Below are 16,179 nucleotides of genomic sequence, written 5' to 3'. Positions count from 1 at the left end.
GCGCCCATGACGTCTTTGATTATCCAGCTTGCAACGGCAGAAGATACGGAACGGCTTGGCCAGGATTTGGCACTGGCGCTGGTCAAGGGCGACCTTGTTACCCTTTCCGGCGATCTCGGCGCAGGAAAGTCCACACTTGCCCGTGGGCTCATCCGCACCATCGCCGATGATGGTGCCTACGAAGTTCCAAGCCCTACCTTTACCATCGTGCAATCCTATCCGGAATTGCGGCTGCCGATCAGTCATGTGGATCTATACCGGCTCTCGTCCAGCGAAGAGATAGACGAGCTTGGACTTGATGAAGCGCTCGAAGATGGCGCGGTGCTGGTGGAATGGCCTGAACGGGCTGATGATGCTCTGGGAAAGCCGACCATCCGTATCAATCTTCTCAATGATGGCGACGGCCGCAAGGCGGAAATTGAAGGCGAGGCTGCCTCGCTTGCAAGGTTACAACGATCACTTTCAATCCGGACTTTTCTCGGTCGGGCGGGATATGCCACGGCTGATCGCCGCTATCTGCTCGGGGATGCTTCTGCACGCGGCTATGAAACGGTTGATACCGGCTGCGTGCGTCCGCTTATCCTGATGAACTCACCTTATAATCCCGGCGGGCCTATCCTGCGTGACGGCAAAACCTATATGCAGATTGCCCACCTTTCCCAGTCTGTCACAGCTTTCGTCGCTATCAACCAACTTCTTCGGTCAAATGGTTTCTACGTTCCGCAAATCATGTCTGATGATCTTGATAACGGTTTCCTGCTGCTGGAAAACCTTGGAAGTGAAGGCATCCTTGATGCTGACGGAGCGCCGATTGTCGAACGCTACGAAGCCTCAGTGCGGCTGCTTGCGCGGATGCATGAGCGTTCGTGGGCGCGGGACATCGAAGTCGCCAAGGATCACTCCCATCATGTGCACGATTTTGACCGCGATGCCATGATGATTGAGGTTGAACTTTTGTCTGACTGGTATGTCAGGCGCATGTCTGGTAGGCCGTTGACGCCTGAACAGAAAGACGAATATGTGGGCGCCTGGGATATGGTGTTTAGTCAGCTTATTAGTTCTGAGAAAAGCCTCGTGCAGCGGGATTTTCACTCGCCCAATATCCTTTGGCGCAGTGAGGCAACAGGTATGGACCGCATTGGGCTTATCGACTTTCAGGACGCTATGATCGGACCATCGGCCTATGATGTTGCATCACTGGTACTTGATGCGCGTGTCACAATTGACCCCGCCCTCCAGAAACATCTGCTTGACGCGTATATCGAAGAACGGCGGTCGCGCGACACATTGTTCAACGAAGCGGCCTTTCTGCAAGCATTTTCAATTATGGCAGCGCAGCGCAATGCCAAAATACTCGGGATTTTTGTGCGGCTGGATGAACGCGACGGAAAACCCTATTATCTGAAACATCTTCCGCGCATTCAAACCTATCTTGCCAGCGCCCTTGTTCATCCGTCGCTGAAACCTGTACGTGAATGGTGCGAGAAGATGGGCATTCTTTCCCTGGAGTTGCAGTAAATGGCGATACCCGATACGGCAATGATTTTGGCTGCGGGGCTGGGCAAGCGTATGCGCCCCATCACGGATACAATACCAAAGCCTTTGGTAAAGGTAGCCGGCAAATCATTGATCGACTGGGGGTTGGATTCACTTGCCGCAGCAGGGGTTGGGCGAACGGTTGTCAATGTCCATTATTTGGCCGATCAGGTGGAATCGCATCTCAAATTGCGGCGAACACCAGCCATTACTGTGTCGGACGAGCGAACCGAATTGCTTGATTCTGCAGGAGGGATCATCAACGCTCTATCGCTGATTGGTTCGGAGGCGTTCTATATCCTCAATGCCGATACATTCTGGATCGAAGGATCTCGCCCTAACCTTGTTCGGCTTGCCGAAGCGTGGGATGCTTCGAAGATGGATATCCTTCTGATGATAGCGCGAATGGATCAGGCAACCGGCTATGAAGGGCACGGGGATTTCACCGTGGCTGCTGATGGAACATTGCAGCGGTTCCGCACCGATGATGCCTCACCCTATATCTATGCCGGCGCTGCGATCACCCACCCGCGATTGTTTGCCGGAAAGACCGCGGCTCGCTCCTCGCTCAACCGCTATTTTGACGAAGCCATCAGCGCCGGGCGGCTCTACGGGATGCCCATGCAGGGTCATTGGTTGACTGTCGGCACGCCCGAGGCGATCGGCGAGGCGGAAGCCGCGATTGCTGGTCTCGGGCAGGAGAGCCATGGTTGACCGCGACAGCCCCCGCATTTTTTCAATAGCGCCCGGAGAACCGTTTCTTCCCGCTCTGGTTGATGCGATCCTTTCTGGCAACCTTATTTCAGGCTTTCCCGTCAACCCTGCTGATCCGCTGGCTCTGGCCCGGGCCACCATCTATGTGCCTACCCGCCGCGCCGCACGCACGCTGCGGTCATTGCTCGTTGAAAAGAGCCCGGTAAAGTCCGCCATTCTGCCGGTCATTCGTCCGCTCGGCGATGTGGATGAAGATGCGGCCATGTTTGATATGGGATCGGATGCATTTTTTGATCTGCTTCCACCGGTCGGTTCCGCCGAACGGCTCCTGCTGCTCGCACGGCTTGTTCGCCCGTGGCGCGAACGCTTGCCGGACCATGTCCGTGCCCTGTTTGGCAATGAGGATATTGCCATACCCGCGACAACAGCGGATGCGATCTGGCTGGCGCGCGATCTGGCTGGACTCATGGATCAGGTGGAGACTGAAGCCAGCGGTTGGAGCACGCTATCCAATATCGTCTCGGAGGAGCTGCCGAACTGGTGGCAGGTCACGCTGGATTTTCTGAACATCGTTACCAGCCTGTGGCCGGAAATTCTCAACGAACGGCACCGCTCCAATCCGGCTGCTCATCGCAACCGCCTGATTGAGCTGGAAGCGGAGCGGCTTGTGCGTAGTCCTCCGGACGGCCCGGTTATAGCGGCCGGTTCTACCGGTTCGATTCCCGCCACGGCGCATCTGCTGGCAGCAATTGCAGCTTTGCCACAGGGTGCCGTGGTTCTGCCGGGACTTGATCGCGATATGGATGACGCAAGCTGGCAGGTCTTGGCGAATACAGAAGATAACCCTTCCATATTCGGACATCCGCAATTCGGTCTGAAGAAACTTCTGGGTGAACTTGGTGTTCTTCGTCAGGATGTGGTTCGTCTTGGCGCAGTTGCGCCACAGAAGCGTGCGCGCGAGCACCTGCTCGCCGAAGCAATGCGCCCCGCCGAGACAAGCGAAGCGTGGAGCGCCATTAACAGGGAAAGCAGTCAATTCTCTGCCGCGGTCGCGCCGGTTGCCCTGATTGAAGCTGCCAATGAGCGCGAGGAAGCGCTCGCTGTCGCCATTGCCCTGCGCGACGCTATTGAGAAACCAGACAAGACAGCGGCGCTGATCACTGCCGATCGTGATCTCGCCCGGCGCGTTGCCAGTGAGCTTGCGCGCTTCAACATCGCCGCCGACGATTCTGGCGGCCATGCCCTGCGCGAGACGCAGCCTGCAACGCTTTTGCGGCTGACCTTGGAAACGGTCTTCAATCCCGGCGATCCTGTTGTGTTGCTCGCCCTGCTCAAGCATCCGCTCACCCGGCTTGGCATGGACCGTAACGCGGTGCGTCAGGCCGCCGAAACAATTGAATTGATCGCCCTGCGCGGCGGTACCGGACGCGCCACCTTGGCCGGACTCGCCGAATTCTTTGAACGGCGTCTTGCCGAAGGCAGCGATTCTCCGTTTGAACCTGTCTGGTTACGCCAGATCTCCGTGCAACGGATTGAAGCTGCCCGCATTGTCTGTGCGGCGCTCGGGAAATGCATGAATGAGCTTGGCGCCTTCACGCAGATTGGTGAGCCGGTCGGCATAACCGATATCATCAAGGCGACCATTGCCAGTCTTGAAAATCTCGTTCGCGATGACAAGGGTGATATTGGCGGGCTTTATTCGGGGGCTGCGGGTGAACAATTCGCTGCTTTCCTGCGCAATCTCGTTTCTGCCGATTCAGGCCTCGATTTCCTGCCGGTTGAATGGCCGTCAATGATCGAAGCGCTGATGGCGGGTGAAGTGGTCAAGCCAAAGGCGGGTGCGCATCCCCGCCTGTTCATCTGGGGTGCGCTGGAAGCGCGTCTGCAGACGGTTGATACGGTTATTATTGGCGGATTGAATGAGGGTTCGTGGCCGGGCAAGACCCGCAATGATCCTTTCATGTCACGGCCGATGAAATCCATCATCAATCTGGAGCCGCCGGAGCGGCGTACGGGCCTTGCGGCACATGACTTCCAGATGGCGCTTGGCATGGAGCGGGTGATCCTTAGCCGGGCACAGCGCTCAGCCAATGCGCCAACCGTTGCTTCGCGCTGGTTGCAACGGCTTGAAACGGTACTGGGGAAGAAAGCCAGCGATGAGCTGCGTGCGCGCGGTGCGCAATACCTGCATTGGGCGCGCGAGATTGATGATGCGCCGGATGAGGATTTTGTTAAACGCCCGGAGCCGAAGCCCCCGCTGGAAGCGAGACCCAGACATTTTTCCGTCACCGAAATCGAGACGTTGCGGCGCGATCCCTATGCGATCTTTGCCCGGCGAATCCTGCGTCTGCGTCCCATTGAGCCACTGATCCGCGACCCTGACGCGGCAGAGCGCGGCTCACTGTTTCACAATATCCTGGCCCACTTCACCGAGCTGGGCATCAATCCTGCTCAGGCCGATGCGGCGGCGCGCCTCTCGCAGATCGGGCGTCGCTATTTCGATGACATTGCCCTTCCGGAAGAAATCGATGCGGTGTGGTGGCCGCGGTTCCTCAGCCTTGTGCCGGAGTTTCTGCAATGGGAACGGGAACGCGCGCCGCTGCTTGCCGTACGCCACCCGGAAATTGCATCAAAGAAAATTCCAGTCGAAGCAACTGGTGTCACGCTATCAGGCCGCGCTGACCGTGTTGATCTGATGAGCGATGGAACTGTTGAAATCATCGACTACAAGACGGGCTCCACGCCATCACGTAAACAGGCCCATGTGTTGCTCTCACCGCAACTGGCGTTGGAAGCAGCGCTTCTTGCGCGCGGTGCCTTTCATGAAGTCGGCAAGCGTCAAGCTTCGGATCTGCTCTATGTCCGCTTGCGTCCAAATGGCAGGGTTGATCCGGAATCGATCCTTAAAGTTGGAACGGCGGCAAACAAGAGCGAGAAAACGGCGCCTGAACTGGGTGAACTTTCCTGGCTGCGGCTGAATGAATTGCTTCTTGCCTACCAAGACCCGCATAAGGGCTATCTGTCGCGCGCATTGCCGTTCAAGGAAAGCGATCTGACCGGGAATTATGATCATCTCGCGCGCGTGCTGGAATGGTCGGCAGGCGGAGCCGATGACAGCGGGGAGGGCGGCGAATGAAAAAGCCACTTAATATCCCGCATGAAACGATTACCGACCAGAACCGCGCTGCCAATCCTGTGGATTCCGTCTGGGTGTCAGCCAATGCAGGCTCTGGCAAAACCCACGTCCTTACGGAGCGCGTCATCCGCCTTCTGCTCGATGGTACCGATCCATCCAAAATATTGTGCCTGACCTATACCAAGGCCGCAGCTGCCGTCATGCAGAACCGCGTTTTTGCCCGATTGTCAGACTGGGCGACGATGGACGAAGAGGCGCTTGCACAGACGATTGCGAAGATCGATGACAAGCGCCCAAGCCCGGCTCGCCTCGCACAGGCCCGGCGTCTGTTTGCCCGTGCACTGGAAACGCCGGGCGGATTGAAAATTCAGACCATTCACGCCTTCTGCGAAGCCATTCTGCATCAGTTTCCACTGGAAGCGAACATCGCCGGTCACTTCGAACTGATGGATGACATGATGCAGATGGCGCTAGTCGGTGAAGCCAGACGCCAGTTGCTGCAAACAGCGCGACTTGACGGTAATATCGAACTCGCAACCGCCTTTGCAGATGTTCTGGATGCGGCCGGAGAATTCGGTCTGCAGGAACTGCTCGATGAAGCGGTCAATAAGCGTTATGACCTCACCCAGTTTATTCGCGAAGTCGGCCATGATGCACTGCGACGGCCGCTGTTTTTTGCCCAGTTTGGTTTTAGCGGCGATGAGACCGAAACGGATATCCTTTCAACGCTGTGGCCCGTTCCAGAATTTCCGCAAGGGGTACTTGAAGACATCATGGCGGTGCCGAAAGGCGCCTCGCGTGCGCAGGAATTTGCCCTTTTGCTGCGTTTTGCCAAGGTGAATGAGCAGGTCGATCAACGCGAAGAGGTTCTGCGATCGGCTTTTCTGAAGGCTACGGGAGATCCCAAGAGCGGCAGCTATGTCGGATCGAAGGGCGTCACGGATCGCATTCCTGATTTTGTGGAGCGGTATGATCGGGCTGCGGACAGAGTTTTCAACGGTCTCGACCGTCTCAAGCAATTGCGGCAGATACGGCTCACCCTATCGGCGCTCGTTCTGATTGATGATTTGATCGGCCGCTATCAGCACATGAAGAAGGCTCGCGGTCTTCTCGATTTTGATGATCTGATTGTGCGCACGGTGACATTGCTGGCGCGCCAGGATGCCGGGCCGTGGGTGCAGTACAAGCTCGACAAGGGCATTGATCATATTCTGGTCGATGAGGCGCAGGATACGAGCCCCAATCAGTGGCGGGTCATTCGCCTTTTGAGCGAAGAGTTCTTTTCCGGCAATACCGCGCGCAACATCCGCCGTACACTGTTTGCTGTCGGCGACGAAAAGCAATCCATCTATTCCTTTCAGGGCGCTATCCCGGAGGATTTTGCCCGCCACGGCAAGACAACCGAGAAAAACGCCGATAATGCCAAATTGAGTTTCTCCAAGGTCAATCTCAATTTCTCATTCCGTTCCGTTCCAGATGTGCTTTCTGCGGTTGATGAGGTTTTCAAGCGACCCGAAGCCAATCGCGGCTTTGGCGTTGATCATGGTGCGACTGTTCATACGGCGATCCGGTCCCACGATCCCGGCGAAGTCCAGATATGGGACATGCTCACGCCTGAGACCACGCAGCAGGAGGAAGATTGGCGAACGCCTGTCGATAGTCTTCCCGCACCGCCTGTTCGCCTTGCCGAACAGATTGCCAGGACGATTGATCTCTGGCTGAAGAATGGCGAAATCATTGAAGGCAAGAACCGGCGTTTGCAGGCACGGGACATCATGGTTCTGGTGCGCAAGCGCGACCAGTTCATGCCAGCCCTGTCACGCGAGCTGAAGAAGCGTCAGGTACCGGTTGCCGGTGCTGACCGGTTGAAGCTGACAGACCATATTGCCGTCAAGGATTTGATGGCGCTCGGGCGGTTTATGCTGCTGCCATCGGACGATCTGTCTCTGGCCGCGCTTCTCAAAAGCCCTGTTTTCAAATGGGATGATGATCAGCTTTTCGATCTGGCCTATGGGCGCGCGGAGAATGAAACACTGCATCAGCGTCTGACAATCCGGGCGAAGAGCGATCCAGCATTGGCCGCTGTTGCCAAACGCCTGCAGGAATGGCGCAACCGCGCCGATACGGTGCCGGTGTTCGAGTTCTATGCCGACATTCTTGGCAATGGCGGGGCGCGCCGCGACCTTCTCGCGCGGCTTGGCCACGAGGCTGGCGACGTTATCGATGAATTCCAGAATTATGCAATTGCGACAGAGAAAACCGGCCTGCCCGGACTTCAGGCCTTTCTGGAAACGCTCGATGCGGCAACCCCGGAGATCAAGCGCGAGCTTGATCAGAGCCGGGATGAAGTGCGCATCATGACCGTTCACGCGGCGAAAGGTCTTGAAGCTGCGGTGGTGTTTCTGGTTGATTCCGGTAGTTCCGCCTCGTCAGGCGGGCGAACACCCAACCTTCTGTCTTTCCCGATGAAGGAAGAAGAGGGCTGGCAAGGCAAGGGTTTCCTCTTCGTGCCATCGAAATCCTATGCAACAGCCTTTACTGGATCTATCGTGGAAAACCTCAAGATCCGGTCGGAAGAGGAATATCGCCGTCTTCTCTATGTCGGGATGACCCGCGCGGAAGATCGCCTCATCGTCTGCGGTTATCGCGGTGCCAGACAATCTCCAGATACCTGGCATGGTCTTGTCGATGCGGCGTTGTCAGAACTGAGCGAGCCATTCGAACATCCGGTCGGGGATATCGTTGCCAGACGCTATCGTAAGACAGCGCGCTCAAGCGTTCCGGTGGAGGAACCGGAGCCCCTCCCTTTAAGACCGGTTCTACCTTTCCCAAGTTCATACCGGTCGCCCATGGCGCGCGAAGCGGGGTTGCCACGTCCCCTCGCCCCCTCTGGCGTTTCACTTCTGATCGAGCCCGAGGAGGAGGAGCCGCTGGTCACTGGTTCGCCAGTTCTTGGCTCTGGTGGCACTGACCCGTCATTCGCGATCCGGCGTGGTACGGTCATTCACGCGCTGTTGCAAACCTTGCCCAATCTGCCAGTTGATCAAAGGCTGGTTGCCGCCGAGCGTTATCTTTCCCGCGCTGCCTTCGACTGGAAGCCGGAAGAAATCGACAACGCCCTGCAATCGGCGTTCGGCGTTATGAACGATCCACGGTTTGCGCCCGTATTCGCGCCCGGTTCTCTGGCAGAAATCGCCATTATGGGAACCTTGCATTTGCGCGGCAAGGATCATGCGGTTTCAGGTGTTATCGACCGGCTCGCCGTGAGCGAAAGCCGAGTGCTGATTGTCGACTACAAGACCAATCGCCCCGCTCCACGCACATTTGCGGACGTGCCTGACGCCTATGTGGCCCAGCTTGCACTCTACCGGCAGTTACTGGAGCCGCTTTATCCCGGAAAGAGTGTGGAAGCGGCCTTGCTGTTCACCGAAGGTCCCCATATCATCGATATACCAGTGAATGAGATGCAGGCCGCACTTGTCCGTCTCACCGCATCGTGAGATGAGCGAGCTTGACGCGGGTGGGTAGACTCACCACATGATGGGCAACATTCAATAACGTAATAAGGAAAAGCCGATGGCTACCGTCAAGATCGACACCAGCAATTTCCAGTCCGATGTGCTTCAGGCCGGTCAGCCTGTTGTTGTTGACTTCTGGGCCGAGTGGTGCGGCCCATGCAAGATGATCGCACCAGCCCTTGAAGAAATCGCTTCGGAGATGGAAGGCAAGGTCACGATCGCGAAAGTCAATATCGACGAGAATCCTGAACTTGCAGCCCAGTTTGGCGTACGTTCCATTCCGACACTGCTCATGTTCAAGGACGGCGAACTGGCTGCCAATCTGGTTGGCGCTGCTCCCAAGAGCAAGCTCAGCGACTGGATTCGCAATTCAGCTGCATAAGCTGAAAGACGTTTGCCATTATCAAGCCCGGCCTTTTGCCGGGCTTTCTATTATTGCGGCGGTGTTCCGTTTTCTGACAGAACGTCACCAGCAAGATAGAGCGAACCGCCGATAAGAATACGCGGAGCCGGTTCTGACTTGTCCCAACTGTCGCGCAATATTTTCAGGGCATTCTCGACGGAATGCACCGGTTCGGCAGAAAGCCCGGCTTCCGCTGCGGCAATCGCCAGCTCGTCATGGGGAATACCGGAATCGCTGGAACGGATCGGCACCGTATAGACGTGCCGTGCCATGCCGGTGAAAGCAGCGAAATAACCAACCGGATCTTTCGTGTTGATCATGCCTGTTATCAAAAACAGCGGACGCGGGCTGCGATCTTCCAGCGAGGCGATTGCCTCGGCAATCACCATGCCTGCCCCGGGGTTGTGACCGCCGTCGAGCCATATCTCGGAACCCGGCACTGCCAGTTCGACCAGTTTGCCTTTGACCATGCGTTGCATGCGTGCCGGCCATTCGACCGTCGTCATGGCTGTCTCGATGGCATAATCGGGCAGGGTAAAGCCAGCCGTCTTGACCGCTTGAATGGCCGCCGCCGCATTGGACAGTTGATGGCGGCCAAGCAGGGAGGGCAAAGGCAGGTCCAGCAGGCCGGTATTGTCCTGATAGATCATTCGCCCGCGTTCTTCGAAGGCCAAAAAGTCCTGCCCATAGACAGCAAAGGGGCAATCCCGGCGCTCGGCTGTTTCGATCAGGACAATGCGCGCGGCTTCCTCTTCCTGCGCTCCGATAACAACCGGGCATCCCGGCTTGATGATCCCGGCTTTTTCGGCGGCAATCAGTTCCACGCGATCGCCAAGATAGGGCTGATGATCAAGCGAGATCGGCATGATGACGCTGACTGCGGGTTCCGGGATGACATTGGTGGCGTCGAAACGGCCGCCCAGACCAACCTCAAGGATCACCGCATCGGCGGGATGCTCGGAAAACAGCACGAACGTAACGGCCGTGAGTATCTCGAAGACGGTAATGGCTTGGCCCGCATTGGCTTCCTCGACCCGCATCAGCGCATTGGCAAACACAGCATCTTCAACCAGCTTGCCGCCACCCGGCGCGCCAAGCCTGTAGCGCTCATGCCAATGGACAAGATGGGGCGAAGTGTGAACGTGAACAGTATAACCGGCGGCTTCCAGCAGAGCTCGCGAAAAGGCGACGCAAGAGCCTTTGCCGTTGGTTCCCGCCACATGGATGACGGGAGGCAACTTCAGATGCGGATTGCCCAGCGTATCAAGCAAACGCGTGACACGCCCCAGCGATAGATCAAAACCCTTGGGATGCAGCCCGAGCAGCCGCGCAATGATCGCCTCAGCCTTGGATGACATGGACAAAACCAATGGCAAAAGCCTCCAGAACCATCAAATGAATCAAGCTTCGGCTTCAATCGTTGCCGGTAGTGCGGCACCATTTGGCTTGGCTTCGGGAACTTCCGTGGCTTTTTCGCCCATAAGCATCTTCAGAAGGCGGGCAATGGTGGCTTTAAGCTCGGTGCGCGGCACAACCATATCGATCATACCGTGTGCCTTCAGATATTCTGCGGTCTGGAAGCCCTCAGGCAGTTTTTCCCGGATGGTCTGTTCGATAACGCGTTGTCCGGCAAACCCGATCATCGCACCCGGCTCAGCAATGTGGATATCACCGAGCATGGCATAGGAAGCTGTAACGCCGCCGGTGGTCGGATTGGTCAGGACCACGATGTAGGGCAGGCCCGCTTCTTTCAGCATTTCCACAGCAACGGTCGTGCGCGGCAGCTGCATCAGCGAAAGAATGCCTTCCTGCATACGCGCTCCACCTGATGCGGCAAACAGCACCAGTGGCCGTTTTTGCGCAATTGCCGTTTCGAACGCTTTGATGATCGCTTCACCCGCCGCCATACCGAGAGAGCCGCCGATAAAGCTGAAATCCTGCACAGTCGCAACAATCGGCAGACCTTCGATCGTGCCGAGTGCGTTGATGATTGTATCTTCCACGCCTGATTTGGCGCGATGTTCCTTCAGGCGATCAATATAGCGCTTTTCATCACGGAACTTCAGCGGATCGGTTGCTACCTTCGGCTGTTCCAGCAATTCGTAGGCACCGTCATCCATGAAGTACCGCAGACGGTCCTTGGCACGAATGCGCATGTGGTGACCGGACGATGGCACAACCCACTGGTTTTTTTCCAGATCGGTATGGAAGACCATTTCGCCAGAAACCGGATCCTTGATCCAGAGGTTTTCGGGCATTTCACGGCGACCAAGCATCGAATTGATCTTCGGCCGGACGTAATTTGTGATCCAGTTCATGATCGGTCCTGTTCTTTCGTCGATATTTTGATTTAGGGCTTCTATTCCGCCGCTGCAAGGCGCACGGCGCGCACGCCGCTGGAAAGTCCCTGCACCATCGTGGCGACGGCTTCTGCCGGATCGGCGACAAGCGAGCCATCCGGACGTATTGTGTTGGCGACCGCATTGACGATAGCAGTGCCGACGACAACGCCGTCAGCCGCCATGCCAATGACCTTGGCCTGCTCGGCAGTCTTGACGCCGAAGCCGACAACGACAGGCAGATCCGTGTGTTCCTTGATGCGCTTGACGGCGTCCGCCACCTTGCTCGTATCGGGCAGGGCGGAACCGGTAATGCCGTTCATCGAGACGTAATAGACGAAGCCCGATGTGTTTTGCAGCACTTTAGGCAGACGCTTTTCATCTGTGGTTGGGGTGGCAAGGCGAATGAAATTGATACCTGCCTTGATGGCAGGAATGCAAAGTTCCGCATCCATCTCAGGTGGCAGGTCGACAATGATCAGGCCGTCAATGCCAGATGCTACCGCATCTTTAAGGAAGCGGTCGACGCCGTAGATATAGATCGGATTGTAGTAGCCCATGAGAACGATGGGTGTGGTGTTGTCGCTCTCGCGGAAGCTTGCGGCCAGTGCCAGCGTCTTTGTCAGTGACATGCCCTTTTTCAGCGCACGCAGGCCTGCGGCCTGAATGGCTGGACCATCGGCCATCGGATCGGAAAAGGGAACGCCAAGCTCGATAATATCCGAACCGGAGCCGGGCAGCGCTTTCATGATCTTCAGCGAGGTGTCGTAATCCGGATCACCGCCCATGAAATAGGTCACGAGCGCCGGACGTCCCTCAGCCTTCAGCGCAGCAAATTTTCTGTCGATACGGCTAGCCATGCTTAAATCTCCATACCCATCAATTTGCCAACCGTATGCACGTCCTTGTCGCCACGACCCGACAGGTTGACGATCATGATTTTGTCCTGCGCCATGGTAGGAGCGATCTTCACAGCCTGAGCAATGGCATGAGCGGATTCAAGTGCCGGGATGATGCCTTCAACGCGCGTCGTCAGCTGGAACGCGTCCAGAGCTTCGTTATCGAGGATCGGCACATAGGAAACTCGGCCCGTGTCGCGCAGCCATGAATGCTCAGGGCCGACACCCGGATAATCCAAACCGGCGGACACAGAATGACCGTCGAGAATCTGGCCGTCTGCATTCTGCAAAAGATAAGTACGGTTGCCGTGGAGGACGCCCGGCCGTCCAGCACTCATCGAAGCGCAATGCTCTTCGCCATCAAGGCCGCGACCACCGGCTTCAACGCCGATGATCTCGACGCTCTTGTCATCAAGGAAAGCATGGAACAGGCCAATGGCGTTTGAACCACCGCCGACGGCAGCGATAATCGTGTCGGGCAGGCGGCCTTCGCGCTCCAGTATCTGCTCGCGGGCTTCTTCACCGATCACCGACTGGAAATCGCGCACCAGTTCAGGATAGGGATGCGGACCTGCGGCAGTGCCGATCAGGTAATAGGTGTCATCGACGTTTGACACCCAGTCGCGCAGGGCCTCGTTCATCGCATCTTTCAGCGTGCCATGACCTGACGCAACCGGCTTCACTTCCGCACCCAGCAATTTCATGCGGAAAACATTCGGTGCCTGCCGTTCAACATCAGTCGCACCCATATAAACAACGCAGGGAAGACCGAAGCGCGCCGAGACTGTTGCAGAGGCAACACCATGCTGGCCAGCGCCGGTTTCAGCGATGATCCGGGTTTTGCCCATGCGCTTGGCCAGCAGAATCTGGCCGAGGCAATTGTTGATCTTGTGGCTGCCGGTGTGGTTGAGATCTTCACGCTTGAAGTAAATCTTTGCGCCGCCATCAAGACCCTTGTCTTTGGCAAGCTGGCGGACGTGCCTGGTCAGGCCTTCAGCATAATAGAGTTTTGAAGGGCGTCCGGCATAATTGGTCGACAGTTCACGCAGTTCAGCCTTGAAAGCCGGATCGTTCTTGGCGTCATCATAGGCTTGCTGCAATTCAAGGATCAGCGGCATCAGGGTTTCGGCGACAAAGCGCCCGCCGAAAATACCAAACATGCCCTCTTCGTCAGGGCCTGTCTTGAATGAATTGGGTTCAACCGCCTTGTCCACCATTCCGCTCCGTTTGTTCAGGCTGCGTCCGCGCTTTTGGCAGCGCGCACAGCCCGGAAAAATTCTCTGATCAGGCTAACATCTTTTACGCCGGGCGCGGACTCGACGCCTGACGAAATATCGACACCGCGCGCATTCGTCGCTTCCAGCGCCTCGGCAACATTGCCAGCGTTGAGGCCCCCGGAAAGCATGTAATCAATGGAGGCGTCAAGGCCACCGAGGATCTGCCAATCGAAAGACACACCGTTTCCGCCCGGAAGTTCCGATCCTTTGGGCGGCTTGGCATCGAACAGAAACCGGTCAGCTATACCGATATAGGGGGTAATCGCGTCAAGATCGCGGCGTTCGCGCAGGGCAAGTGCCCTGATGACAGGCAATCCGTAGCGTTGTTTTACCTCGGCAACCCGAGCGGGACTCTCATCGCCGTGCAGTTGCAGCATATCAGGCTTCATTCCGGCAACGATCATATCAAGCGTCGCGTCATCAGCATTCACGGTTACCGCAACTGCCCTGGCACGGCCTCGTGCTGCTTGGCGCAGGCGGCCGGCAGTCTGCGGATCAATATTGCGCGGGCTTTTGCCAAAGAAGATGAAACCGATATGCGACGCACCTTCATCAAGCGCTGCCGCAACGGCATCCTCGGTCTTCAAACCGCATATTTTGATATCAAGGCTCATAATCGGTGCCAGTGCCATGAAAACACGCAGGAGTCGAGTGTTTTGCTTGGTTTATGGTTGGTGGTGCAGGTTCGTGGTTCGACAAGCTCACCATGAGGCCCTTCGACAAGCTCAGGATGAGGGGAGCTGAATTCTGCAACCTTTATGACCTGCAATCTCTGCGATTATCGTTGCATCCTCGCTCTCCCTGATGGTGAGCTTGTCGAACCACGCACCACCGCTTTGCAAAGTGCTATTCACGACCGCAGCTCTAAAGATGGTGGTCATAACCCGCTTTGACAAGAAAATCGAAGGCATCTGCGACAGGCGCAGGGATTGATTGCGGAATCTGAAAGCCTTTGGCCGGATAATCGATCATACGTTTGACGTCACCAACCATTTCATGGATCAGCTTGTCGCGCGGGTATGCAGGAATTGGCTGCTGCTCGAAATTGATGAGCGGTGCGGTGATATCCGCGTGAACTTCCGGCCACTGCGCTCTCACGGTCGCAAATGCCCGGCGCTGCGTCTGCGGCTTGGTCACAATGATGATCCGCTTCATGGCATCGCCTGCCATCGACCGGGCAAACCGGATATTCTCGCCAATATTGGTGGCGTTTGGTTCAATGATGATGGCTTCGGCAGGAACGCCAGCATCTCTGGCGCGCTCGGCAAAGGCTTCCGCCTCTGACGTTTTGTAAAGATGGTTGGTCCAATTGCCAGCCTTGCCGGTAAACAGGATTTTCGGTGCCAATCCCTGATGAAACAATTCAGCGCAGCGATCCGCAACGCGCAAGTCATAGCTGCCCAACCCAACAATGAGATCGGCTGGGGCAAGCGGATCATAGACGAGATGGAAATCCCACAGCGTGCGGGCAGCTGCTTCTACAGCTGGCGTAATGGACTCTGACATCAACTGAAATCAATCGCCTGCAAGGCACTGCCATTGCGTTTGAGCCAAGCCTTGCATCGTTCGGTATCGGGGCAGAGTTCGCCGCAGAGCTTCCAGAATTTTGGCCCGTGATTCATCTCTTTCAGGTGTGCCACTTCGTGGGCAACGAGATAATCGATGATCGGCGGCGGAGCCATCATGATGCGCCATGAAAAGGAGAGCGTTCCATCTGATGTGCAAGAGCCCCAGCGGCTCTTGGTATCTTTCAGCCGAATGACCTTGGCACGCCGCCCGACCGTTGCCGTATGCCGGGCCACCAGCATATCAAGATCGTGCCGCGCCTCGCGCTTGAGAAAATCGCCAACACGGCGGGCGAGATGTGGCCGATCGCCATGCACGATCAATCTCGGGCCTTCTGCGCCGTTTTCCTGCTGGACGGTCCCGCGCTTGCCGGGTTCATGCACGATAAGATGAGGGACACCGCGGATCGGGATTTTGACACCGGGGCGCACTTTCGGCTGATCCGGCATTTTGGCAATACGGGTCTCGATCCAGCCCTCATGCCGCGCCAGAAATTTTTCAACTTCGCGCACAGGCATTCCCGGTGGCACGGTAATCCGCAAGCCCTTGCCGCCCGCATCGATGCGCAGGGTTAGCCGCGTTGCCCGGGGATTCTCCATCACACGCAAGGGCAGAATACGACCGGCAACCTCGTAGCTCCGCTCGACTTTCAGCGTCGCGGATTTTTTCGGCGGGCTTTTGAACAGAGACAGGATCATGTGCAGGACTTTAATTGATTCGGGTGAAAGCCGTGAGACAAAACAGAGGCGGCGCCGGAAGGCTCCGACGCCGCTTTAGCAGTGGAGTGCGGG

The 16,179-nt window shown here is 56.8% G+C and carries 12 protein-coding genes; 5 read left to right on the top strand and 7 right to left on the bottom strand.

Going from position 1 to position 16,179, the window contains the following annotated elements; all coding sequences use genetic code 11:
* The first annotated feature begins 6 nt into the window (after positions 1-6).
* The 5 genes from tsaE to trxA all read left to right on the top strand — a co-directional run bounded on the left by tsaE (position 7) and on the right by trxA (position 9,286).
* Entirely contained in the window at positions 7-1,518 is a 1,512-nt protein-coding gene (tsaE, locus tag BLU05_RS08825; protein WP_091880192.1) for a tRNA (adenosine(37)-N6)-threonylcarbamoyltransferase complex ATPase subunit type 1 TsaE, read from the top strand.
* Complete coding sequence (locus BLU05_RS08820) at positions 1,519-2,250, top strand: nucleotidyltransferase family protein (protein WP_091879314.1); 732 nt, start codon at positions 1,519-1,521, stop codon at positions 2,248-2,250.
* Positions 2,243-5,386: a double-strand break repair protein AddB gene (gene addB, locus BLU05_RS08815; RefSeq protein WP_091879313.1), complete on the top strand. Its 3,144-nt coding sequence runs from the start codon at positions 2,243-2,245 to the stop codon at positions 5,384-5,386. Before BLU05_RS08820 ends, addB begins: the two co-directional genes overlap by 8 nt.
* Entirely contained in the window at positions 5,383-8,886 is a 3,504-nt protein-coding gene (gene addA / locus BLU05_RS08810) for a double-strand break repair helicase AddA (RefSeq protein ID WP_091879311.1), read from the top strand. Before addB ends, addA begins: the two co-directional genes overlap by 4 nt.
* A 76-nt stretch (positions 8,887-8,962) precedes the next feature.
* Positions 8,963-9,286 carry a thioredoxin gene (gene trxA / locus BLU05_RS08805; RefSeq protein WP_091879310.1) on the top strand — a complete coding sequence of 108 codons (324 nt, stop codon included), beginning with the start codon at positions 8,963-8,965 and terminating at the stop codon, positions 9,284-9,286.
* A 50-nt stretch (positions 9,287-9,336) separates the two neighbouring features.
* Here trxA and BLU05_RS08800 read toward each other — a convergent pair whose 3' ends face one another.
* The 7 genes from BLU05_RS08800 to BLU05_RS08770 all read right to left on the bottom strand — a co-directional run bounded on the left by BLU05_RS08800 (position 9,337) and on the right by BLU05_RS08770 (position 16,086).
* On the bottom strand, positions 9,337-10,665 hold the full coding sequence (locus BLU05_RS08800) for a bifunctional folylpolyglutamate synthase/dihydrofolate synthase (RefSeq protein ID WP_091879308.1): 1,329 nt from the start codon (positions 10,663-10,665) through the stop codon (positions 9,337-9,339).
* A gap of 42 nt (positions 10,666-10,707) precedes the next feature.
* Entirely contained in the window at positions 10,708-11,625 is a 918-nt protein-coding gene (gene accD / locus BLU05_RS08795; RefSeq protein WP_091879307.1) for an acetyl-CoA carboxylase, carboxyltransferase subunit beta, read from the bottom strand.
* A 41-nt stretch (positions 11,626-11,666) separates the two neighbouring features.
* Positions 11,667-12,506 carry a tryptophan synthase subunit alpha gene (gene trpA / locus BLU05_RS08790; protein WP_091879305.1) on the bottom strand — a complete coding sequence of 280 codons (840 nt, stop codon included), beginning with the start codon at positions 12,504-12,506 and terminating at the stop codon, positions 11,667-11,669.
* 2 nt (positions 12,507-12,508) lie between these two features.
* Entirely contained in the window at positions 12,509-13,759 is a 1,251-nt protein-coding gene (gene trpB / locus BLU05_RS08785) for a tryptophan synthase subunit beta (RefSeq protein WP_091880190.1), read from the bottom strand.
* Positions 13,760-13,776: 17 nt separating this feature from the next.
* Positions 13,777-14,436 (bottom strand): phosphoribosylanthranilate isomerase, encoded by a 660-nt coding sequence (locus BLU05_RS08780; RefSeq protein WP_091880189.1) that lies wholly within the window; start codon positions 14,434-14,436, stop codon positions 13,777-13,779.
* Positions 14,437-14,686: 250 nt separating this feature from the next.
* A complete protein-coding gene (locus BLU05_RS08775; RefSeq protein ID WP_091880187.1) occupies positions 14,687-15,316 on the bottom strand; it encodes a YdcF family protein in 630 nt (209 codons plus the stop codon).
* 11 nt (positions 15,317-15,327) lie between these two features.
* Positions 15,328-16,086, bottom strand: coding sequence for a M48 family metallopeptidase (locus BLU05_RS08770; protein WP_091879304.1), 759 nt, complete (start codon positions 16,084-16,086; stop codon positions 15,328-15,330).
* Positions 16,087-16,179 lie beyond the last annotated feature (93 nt).

Origin of the sequence: Phyllobacterium sp. OV277 (genome assembly GCF_900104355.1) — a bacterium.
In the GTDB taxonomy this organism is placed as follows: domain Bacteria; phylum Pseudomonadota; class Alphaproteobacteria; order Rhizobiales; family Rhizobiaceae; genus Phyllobacterium.
This window is presented reverse-complemented; position numbering and strand designations above follow the sequence as displayed.

What these genes read in the sequence shown, in the direction of transcription:
- BLU05_RS08770 (WP_091879304.1), bottom strand. Translation starts at nt 16,086, where the DNA reads ATGATCCTGTCTCTGTTCAAAAGCCCGCCGAAAAAATCCGCGACGCTG.
- addB (WP_091879313.1), top strand. Translation starts at nt 2,243, where the DNA reads ATGGTTGACCGCGACAGCCCCCGCATTTTTTCAATAGCGCCCGGAGAA.
- trpA (WP_091879305.1), bottom strand. Translation starts at nt 12,506, where the DNA reads ATGGCTAGCCGTATCGACAGAAAATTTGCTGCGCTGAAGGCTGAGGGA.
- addA (WP_091879311.1), top strand. Translation starts at nt 5,383, where the DNA reads ATGAAAAAGCCACTTAATATCCCGCATGAAACGATTACCGACCAGAAC.
- tsaE (WP_091880192.1), top strand. Translation starts at nt 7, where the DNA reads ATGACGTCTTTGATTATCCAGCTTGCAACGGCAGAAGATACGGAACGG.
- BLU05_RS08820 (WP_091879314.1), top strand. Translation starts at nt 1,519, where the DNA reads ATGGCGATACCCGATACGGCAATGATTTTGGCTGCGGGGCTGGGCAAG.
- accD (WP_091879307.1), bottom strand. Translation starts at nt 11,625, where the DNA reads ATGAACTGGATCACAAATTACGTCCGGCCGAAGATCAATTCGATGCTT.
- trxA (WP_091879310.1), top strand. Translation starts at nt 8,963, where the DNA reads ATGGCTACCGTCAAGATCGACACCAGCAATTTCCAGTCCGATGTGCTT.
- BLU05_RS08780 (WP_091880189.1), bottom strand. Translation starts at nt 14,436, where the DNA reads ATGAGCCTTGATATCAAAATATGCGGTTTGAAGACCGAGGATGCCGTT.
- BLU05_RS08800 (WP_091879308.1), bottom strand. Translation starts at nt 10,665, where the DNA reads ATGTCATCCAAGGCTGAGGCGATCATTGCGCGGCTGCTCGGGCTGCAT.